Below are 8163 nucleotides of genomic sequence, written 5' to 3' on the forward strand. Positions count from 1 at the left end.
CGCCCGGGTCGTGGAGACCACCATCACCACCGTGCAGACCCACGAGGATCACCCCGCCTGGCCCCCGGTCCCGGAACCGGACCCACCACCAGAACCAGAGCCGGGGGAAGGCTCTGAGGGGGACGACAGGGATGGCGATCCTGAGGGGGATCCGGGGGAAACCAACAACAGCGAGGACGACGGGGAAGGTGATGACACCGAAGCGGGCCCCCAGCCGTGTCTCGACCCGGCAGAGCTCATGCGCTCCCTGCCACCCCTGGACAACACCCCGGCACCGGGGTTGTGGATCGACACCGAGGACAACACCACCATCCGCTTCGAACTCTCCGTGGATCAGGCCACCGGGACACTGATTAGGGATGCGGTGTGGCAGGTCGCCAGGGCCGCTGACATCAGCCAGGCCCGCGCCATGGTCATGCTCATCCTCGGCCAGGCCACCACCTCGGTGACCACCCACCTCTACACCGCGAAGGACATCCCCGGTGCGCCGGTGTTCCACCCGCTGACAGGGGTGCTCACCGAACAGGCAGCACAGCGTCTGCTGGGCATCTCTGAGCGCGCCACCGACATGGACACTGCCGCCACCGCCCACACCCCGGCCTACACCCCGACACCTGCGATCCGGGCGTTTCTGGTGGGCCGGGACTGGTGCTGCCGGTGGCCAGGCTGCGGGGCACCGGCACTCGGTGAGGATAATGACCACCGCATCAACCACCACCAGGGTGGCCCCACCACACCGGCGAACATGGTGATGCTGTGCCGGCACCACCACAACCGCAAAACTGACCTCCAGGCCACCTATCTGCTCGATCCCATCACGGGGGATGTGTTCTGGCTCTTCGCGGACGGCACCTGGGCGGTCGATCATGCGGAGGGGCCGTTGGCACCGGTGGAGAAACGCTGGGTGCAGACCTACACACAACGCCGCCAACGTCGGGGTGAGCGGGCAGCAGCGAGGGCAGCGGCCCAGGAATTCCAGGCGTATCAGGAAGGTGCGCCGGAGCGGGTGGAGGCCCATGCCCGGCTGGAGGAGGCCATCAACCAGGCCGATACCGACCCCGGTCGGGCCCCACCCGACTAACAACCGACCCCGGGCACCTGGATGGTGACCCGGGGTGGGAGGGGCATCGATAAGCGGGTGTCAGTCCTGGCCCCGCGAGAACTGGCGTTCGAGCTCGGCGAAGCGAGCGGCGATATCGGCCTCGGCCTGGTCGCGCTCCTTCTTCTCGATGTACTCGTCCGGGCTGAGGCCGGTGGTGAGGTACACGATGCGGGCGGCCACGTTGACGCAGTGGTCGGCGTAGCGCTCGTAGAAACGGGCCAGGAGGGCGACGTCCACGGCCTCGCGTGCGGAGTGCTGCCACTCGCGCTGCGTGAGCATGGTGAGGACGTAACCGTGGAGATCGTCAACGGCGTCATCGTCCTGCGCGAGGACCAGGGCGACATCGGCGTTCGGGTCGACGAGGATGTCGCGGGTTTTGTCGCTCATCTCATCGACCAGGCGCGCCAGCTCCTGGAAATAACCGATCAGCGGCTGGGGGAGAGTGTTGTCAGGGTGACGGCGGCGCGCGGATTTGGCCACGTGCATCGCCAGCGCGCCCATCCGGGCGAAGTCTTCGACGATGTAGATGGAGGAGACGACCTGCCGGAGATCGCGGGCGACGGGCCCCTCGAGGGCGAGGAGTGCGACGGCGCGATCCTCGCAACGCAGGCGGATCTCGTTGAGGCTGTCGGCCTTGGACAACGCATCCTCGGCTGACTCCAGGGAGGCCCGCAGCAGGGCGTCGGAGGCGTCGGCCATGAGGGAGCGCACCGTGTCGCACATGACGATGAGGTCATGGGCGAAGTTGTCCAGATGTTCCCGGTAGGCGATACGCATGCCCACCATCATATGAGCATGCGCGGCATGCTGCCTGTTCGGACCCCCGTGTCTAGCCGCCGGAGTGCATGATCTCCGCGCCCTGGGGCACGGTGGCGTCCTCCGGGTCATCGAGCCAGCCGTCGGGGAGCGCAACCCTGGAGGGAGAACCCTGCCGGCCGCGGGCACCGTCGGAATCCTCGGCGATCACCGGGGAATCCGCCCAGGGGGAGAGCTGCTCGCGCAGTTCCGCGAGAGTGGAGATACGTGCCAGGTTGGCGCGGAGTTCACCGCCGACCGGGAAGCCGCGCAGGTACCAGCCCATGTGCTTGCGCAGGTCACGGCAGGCGTGGGCCTCGCCATCGTGCTCGGCGAGCAGTTCGGCGTGGCGGATGATGATGCGGATGACTTCACCGAGGGTGGGGGTCGGGGGCAGGGCTTCGCCGCGCAGTTCGGCGGAGAGCTCGGCGAACAGCCACGGCCGACCCAGGCAGCCACGGCCGACGACCACGCCGTCGCAACCCGTCTCGTCCATCATGCGGCGGGCATCCCCGGCGGCGAAAATGTCACCGTTGCCGAGGACAGGAATGCCGGTGCCGTCGAGATGCTCGACCAGGCGGGTGATCTCGGACCAGTCGGCGGCACCCGAGTAGCGCTGGGCGGCGGTGCGGGCATGGAGGGCCACGGCAGCGGCACCTTCCTCGACGGCGATGCGGCCGGCATCCAGGTGGGTGTGGTGCTCGTCGTCGATGCCGACGCGGAACTTCACGGTCACGGGGATGTCGGTGCCCTCGGTGGCCTTGACGGCCGCCGCGACGATATTGCCGAAGAGACGGCGCTTATAAGGGATGGCTGAGCCGCCGCCCTTGCGGGTGACCTTGGGGACGGGGCAGCCGAAGTTCATGTCGATGTGGTCGGCCATGTTCTCGTCGACGATCATCTTCGCCGCCTTGTAGGTGTACTCCGGGTCGGTGGTGTACAGCTGCATGCTGCGCGGGGATTCCTCGGGCGCGAAGGTGGTCATGTGCAGGGTCTTCTCGTTGCGTTCGACCAGGGCGCGGGCGGTGATCATCTCGCAGACGTAGAGACCGGAGACGGTGCCGGTCTTCTCGATCTCCTGCTCGCGGCAGAGGGTGCGGAAGGCCACGTTGGTGACACCCGCCATCGGGGCGAGTACCACAGGGGAATTCAGCGTCAGGGATCCGATCTTCACAGTCACCCCCTCATTCTCCCCCCTGTGGGTGTTCCCGCCCAAACCGGGGACCGCGGATCCCCTGGATTCCTGCAGCTCATGCCTTAACATTGAGGTGGTGTCGTACCATTGATACGGGTACCTGCATTTCCACGGCTCCACCTCGGATCCGCTAGTGTGGTCACCATAACTGAACGGCAAAAATGTTACCGACCCGACACTGTCGGTCGGGTTCGGTGCCAGCCGAACATCGCTCACAGACATTACGGGGCACATCCATGCGTGTGGCCCGGACAATCAGGAGGAACTACATGTCCGATCGGATCGCCAACGCCCTGCTGCGCGGCAAGATCATGTCCGCCGATGAGGCAGCCCAGCTGATCGACAACGGGGCCAAGGTCGGTATGTCCGGCTTCACCGGCGCCGCCTATCCGAAGGCGCTGCCGACCGCGATCGCCAACCGCGCCAAGGATGCGCAGGCGAAGGGCGACAGCTACAAGATCGACGTATTCACCGGTGCCTCCACCGCCCCGGACTGCGATGGCGTGATGGCTGAGGCCGGCGCGATCAACTACCGCATGCCGTACCAGTCGGACCCCATCATGCGTAACTCCATCAACTCCGGCGAGATGAAGTACCAGGACATCCACCTGTCCCACTCCGGTCAGTACGTGGAGCACGGCTTCTTCGGCCAGCTGGACGTGGCCATCGTCGAGGTCACCCGCATCACTGAGGAGGGCCACCTGATCCCGTCCTCCGGCGTGGGCAACAACGTCGACTACCTGGACAACGCCAAGAAGATCATCATCGAGGTCAACGAGTGGCAGTCCCTCGACCTGGAGGGCATGGCCGACATCCACCGCATCGGCCACCTGCCGAACCGTGTGCCGATCCCGATCGTCCACACCGGCGACCGCATCGGCACCACCTACATCGACATCGACCTGACCAAGGTCGTCGCCGTCGTGGAGACCAACGCGCCGGACCGCAACGCCCCGTTCAAGCCGGTGGATGAGCAGTCCAAGCAGATCGCCGGCTACTTCCTCGACTTCCTCGAGGGTGAGGTGCAGGGCGGCCGTCTGACCTACGACAGCTACGTCATGCAGTCCGGTGTGGGCAACGTCCCCAACGCCGTGATGGCCGGCCTGCTGGACTCCAAGTTCGAGAACATCGAGGCATACACCGAGGTCATCCAGGACGGCATGGTCGACCTGATCGATGCCGGCAAGATGACCGTCGCGTCCGCGACCTCCTTCTCCCTGTCCCCGGAGTACGCGGAGAAGATGAACGCGGAGGCCAAGCGCTACCGCAAGCACATCATCACCCGCCCGCTGCAGGTCTCGAACCACCCGGAGGTCATCCGCCGCGTGGGCCTGATCTCCTCCAACGGCATGATCGAGGCCGACATCTACGGCAACATCAACTCCACCCATGTCGCCGGCCAGCGCATCATGAACGGCATCGGCGGCTCCGGTGACTTCACCCGCAACGCGCGCGTCTCCACCTTCATCTCCCCGTCGGACGCCAAGAACGGTGCGATCTCCTCGGTCGTCCCCTTCGCCTCCCACATCGACCACACCGAGCACGACGCCATGGTCGTCATCACCGAGCACGGTGTCGCCGACCTGCGTGGCCTGGCTCCGCGTGACCGCGTGCAGAAGATGATCGCTGTGGCACACCCGGACTACCGCCCGCTGCTCGAGGAGTACGTCGAGCGCGCCAGCAAGTCCAAGTTCCAGCACACCCCGCACGACCTGGCGACCGCCTTCTCCTTCCACGAGCGTCTCCTCGAGACCGGCTCCATGAAGAAGTAGCCGACGCCTGCTTATCGACGTCCCGCCCCTCCTCCGGAGGGGCGGTTTCCGTTCCTGAGGTACGGCACACTAATATCGTTCCCACGGGCCTCTAGCTCAGTTGGTAGAGCTACGGACTTTTAATCCGCAGGTCGCGGGTTCGAGCCCCGCGGGGCCCACAAAGTGAAGGAGCCCTCCCACCTCGGGAGGGCTCCTTTGTTTGCACCGGCTCAGGAAGCGGTGAGGTCGCGGCGTCGGAAAGCAAGGGCACCCAGCAGGGCCAGCAGCACGCCCGTGCCCGCGAGCACCCCCACGCCCGCCCAGCCGACTTCGGCCGCCGGATGCTGGCCCACGTGGGTGAAGGGGGAGAGGTTGAGCCACACCTGGTCGAGCTCGATCATCCGGCCGAACATGATGAGCACGCTGCCGGTGAGGAAGATCAGCCACACCAGACCCGTGAAGCGGGGCACCAGGCCGTAGAGCGCGGCGGTCAGACCGATGAGCAGCCATACAGGCGCGAACTGGACGCTGTGTCCCAGGACAGTGGGCCACAGCAGCGACCACTCGCCGGTGACCAGCCCGGCACCCACACCCTCCGTGAGGCCGGCGAGCATGCACAGCCAGAAGGCGCCGGCCGCGGCGACCCCGACCCAGGACAGCAACCAGGTCGGGCGTCCCACAGCCGTTGAAAGGACAGACTCGGTGCGGTGCCCGGCCTCCTCGGCTCGCAGCGAAGTTACTGCGAGGATGCCGTACACGGAGAGCATCACCGCGAAATAGACCCCATGAAGCCCAGATAACCCTCCGTGATGCCCATCGCCCCACCGAGAACCGCCAGGACCTCCACGGGCATGTCCCCGGCCGTGTCCGCGATGGTGCGGGTGAAGGCCCCGAAAATCAGACCGGCGGTGAGTATCGCCACCGACCAGCCGAGGATGGTGCCCCGCTGAAGCCGCCATGCCAACGTCAGGGGAGAACCCAACCAGCTGGGCGCCTGCGTGTGGCCCGGTCGGTCAGCGATGACGCCTGCGGCCAGGTCACGCCGGGCCCGCAACCAGAACCCCAGCGCCACAGTGAGCGCCGCGAAAACCACCAGCAGGATCAACGGCCACCAGCGGTCGAGGGTGTAGGGCGCGGTCTGCTGCGCCCAGCCGACGGGGGAGAGCCATAACAACCACGCCAGGTCCCCTCCCTGCACCCGGGACATGTCACCGAGACCGCGGACAACGAACGACACCGCCAGAATCAGACCGGCCAGCGTCGTGCATGTCCGGGAATAGGGTGACAACTGCGCCGTCACTGTGGCGACCCCGGCGAAGGCGATGCCCACAGCCGCGATACTGCTGGTGAACAGGACCGTCGGTGCCATCTCCGGTGTGGGCTGGATGGGGGCGGTGAGCACCACCCCGGTCATGAGGGCCGCCATGAGGAGGTTCATCACCACTGTGAGAATCAACGCGGCAGCGGTCTGCGCATGACGCCCGACGACGCTGGCGAGCACGAGCTCTGCCCGTCCGCTCTGTTCCTCTGCACGGGTGTGCAGGGAGACGGTCAGCATCGACATCAGCGCCGCGCCCAGCATCAGGTACACCCCGTAGAGGCCGGCCAGGAAACGGGGCACGGTGACCTCGTCGACGCCGTAGCCGGGCCCGCCCACCAGCGCCGTGACGGGGCTCAATGCCAGCTGGGCCAGGCCGACCAGGCTCCCACCCCATCGAGGACGGTGCCCAACGCAGTGGAGAAATAGACCATGAGCAGGGACAATCCCAGCACCCAGGCGGGGAGGCGGAGACGGCGCGGACCTCAAGAGCCGCGAGCAGACGCATGACCTCGGGAAGGTGCTCGGCGTCGACGTCGAACCGCACCTGCTCCCCCTCCCGGTGCGCGTTGAAGATTCCCTCGTGGTTGATCAGCTCATCCATCGGCCTGTCCGTGAGGGCGGTGACCACCGTACGGCTGAGGTGCCGCATGTCCAACAGGGAGCCGGACTCGACGATCCGTCCCTTCCGGATGATGGAGATCCGGTCAGCCAGCGCCTCTACCTGTGCGAGGATATGGCTGGACAGCAGCACTGTGTGCCCACGTTGCCGGGCCTCCCGGATTACCTCCTGGAACTGCGCCTCCATGAGTGGGTCGAGGCCGGAGGTGGGCTCGTCGAGAAGCAGCAGCTCCGCATCGGAGGCCAGGGCGGAGATCAACGCGACCTTCTGGCGGTTCCCCTTGGAGTAGGTGCGGCCTTTCTGGCTGGGATCCAGGTCAAATCTCTCGATCAGTTCGTCACGGCGCCTCGTGTTGAGTCCGCCGCGGAGGCGGGCAAACAGATCAATGGTCTCCCCGCCCGTCAGATTCGGCCACAATTCGACGTCGCCGGGCACATAGGCCATCCGTCGGTGCAGTTCTACGGCATCGCTCCAGGGATCACCCCCGAGCACCCGCACGGTGCCGGCATCCTGCTGCAGGATGCCCAGCAGGATGCGCAGTGCGGTCGACTTGCCGGAACCGTTCGACCCGAGGAAACCGTGCACCTCACCTGTCTGCACCGTGAGATCGAGTTCATTCAGCGCACGGACCGCACCGAAGCTCTTGGCCAGCCCGACCGTCTCCACTGCCAGGTCCATGGCGGCCCTTTCCCGGGAACTGTGTTTCTTCCTCTCAGAATAGTCCGCTGACAAGGCCTTCCGCTAGAATCGCGTCAGGATTTCACCATCTTCTGGATGGCCTTCATGGCCTCCCGGATCTTCTCCTCCGCAGCCTCCCCGTCCGCCTTCGCGGCACCGGCGACACAGTGGGAGATGTGGTCCTGCAGCAGTGCCAGGGCGACATTCTCCAGGGCAGAGGTCACGGCGGAGACCTGGGTGAGGATGTCGATGCAGTACTGGTCCTCATCGATCATCCGGTGGATGCCACGGGTCTGGCCCTCAATCCGCTTGAGGCGGGCGAGGTATTTCGCCTTGTTCTCGTTGTAGCCGTGGACGTTCGGCTCATGGCAGGAGCAGTTGGTCTGGTCATTGTTCTGGCTCATGGTTTTCCGCCTGTTCTTGATTCGTCCTGATGTCTCCAGGGTAGATCAGATCGGTACATGAAAACACGCTGGGGCCAGCGGTTTTTGTTCTTGGCGCCGAATACAGTAGTCTTCTTGTCAGTCGCACGTCCCAGAGCGCTTCTGGAAAATTGACTGGCCCCCATCGTCTAGTGGCCTAGGACACCGCCCTTTCACGGCGGCGACACGGGTTCGAATCCCGTTGGGGGTACAGAGGCTTGCCTCTAGAAAAGAATAAGGCCCTGTGGCGCAGTTGGTTAGCGCGCCGCCCTGTCACGGC

7 protein-coding genes, 2 tRNA genes and 1 pseudogene are annotated in these 8163 nt (G+C 65.7%); 4 read left to right on the forward strand and 6 right to left on the reverse strand.

Features of this window, described 5'->3' with window-relative positions:
* The coding region (locus tag EAH68_RS14335; protein ID WP_164546514.1) for an HNH endonuclease at positions 1-1081 on the forward strand (1081 nt) is incomplete at its 5' end.
* A gap of 60 nt (positions 1082-1141) precedes the next feature.
* On the opposite strand, the gene phoU is transcribed toward EAH68_RS14335, so the two are convergent.
* Both phoU and dusB read right to left on the reverse strand, forming a co-directional pair.
* Positions 1142-1879 carry a phosphate signaling complex protein PhoU gene (gene phoU / locus EAH68_RS14340; protein WP_126122018.1) on the reverse strand — a complete coding sequence of 246 codons (738 nt, stop codon included), beginning with the start codon at positions 1877-1879 and terminating at the stop codon, positions 1142-1144.
* A gap of 52 nt (positions 1880-1931) precedes the next feature.
* The gene (gene dusB / locus EAH68_RS14345) at positions 1932-3077 is read right to left on the reverse strand and encodes a tRNA dihydrouridine synthase DusB (protein ID WP_126122019.1); all 1146 of its coding nucleotides are present in this window, start codon (positions 3075-3077) and stop codon (positions 1932-1934) included.
* A 284-nt stretch (positions 3078-3361) separates the two neighbouring features.
* Between dusB and scpC the strand changes: the two genes are divergently transcribed.
* A complete protein-coding gene (gene scpC / locus EAH68_RS14350) occupies positions 3362-4864 on the forward strand; it encodes a succinyl-CoA:acetate CoA-transferase ScpC (RefSeq protein ID WP_126122020.1) in 1503 nt (500 codons plus the stop codon).
* Positions 4865-4949: 85 nt separating this feature from the next.
* Positions 4950-5022 (forward strand) — tRNA-Lys (locus EAH68_RS14355).
* Positions 5023-5073: 51 nt separating this feature from the next.
* Here the strand turns inward: EAH68_RS14355 and EAH68_RS15030 are convergent.
* From EAH68_RS15030 to EAH68_RS14370, 4 genes and pseudogenes are all read right to left on the reverse strand, one after another.
* On the reverse strand, positions 5074-5610 hold the full coding sequence (locus EAH68_RS15030; RefSeq protein ID WP_500778830.1) for an efflux permease Rv1217c-related protein: 537 nt from the start codon (positions 5608-5610) through the stop codon (positions 5074-5076).
* Positions 5610-6521 carry an efflux permease Rv1217c-related protein gene (locus EAH68_RS15035; protein WP_241228482.1) on the reverse strand — a complete coding sequence of 304 codons (912 nt, stop codon included), beginning with the start codon at positions 6519-6521 and terminating at the stop codon, positions 5610-5612. The genes EAH68_RS15030 and EAH68_RS15035 overlap by 1 nt, the downstream gene beginning before the upstream one ends.
* 264 nt (positions 6522-6785) lie before the next feature.
* Positions 6786-7461: pseudogene (locus EAH68_RS14365) on the reverse strand (ABC transporter ATP-binding protein); the annotation flags it as partial.
* 74 nt (positions 7462-7535) lie between these two features.
* Entirely contained in the window at positions 7536-7865 is a 330-nt protein-coding gene (locus EAH68_RS14370) for a metal-sensitive transcriptional regulator (protein ID WP_126122021.1), read from the reverse strand.
* A 156-nt stretch (positions 7866-8021) separates the two neighbouring features.
* On the opposite strand from EAH68_RS14370, the gene EAH68_RS14375 reads away from it, so the two are divergent.
* A tRNA-Glu gene (locus tag EAH68_RS14375) sits at positions 8022-8094 on the forward strand.
* The last annotated feature ends 69 nt before the right edge of the window (positions 8095-8163 follow it).

This window comes from Corynebacterium hylobatis, assembly GCF_003955685.1.
In the GTDB taxonomy this organism is placed as follows: domain Bacteria; phylum Actinomycetota; class Actinomycetes; order Mycobacteriales; family Mycobacteriaceae; genus Corynebacterium; species Corynebacterium hylobatis.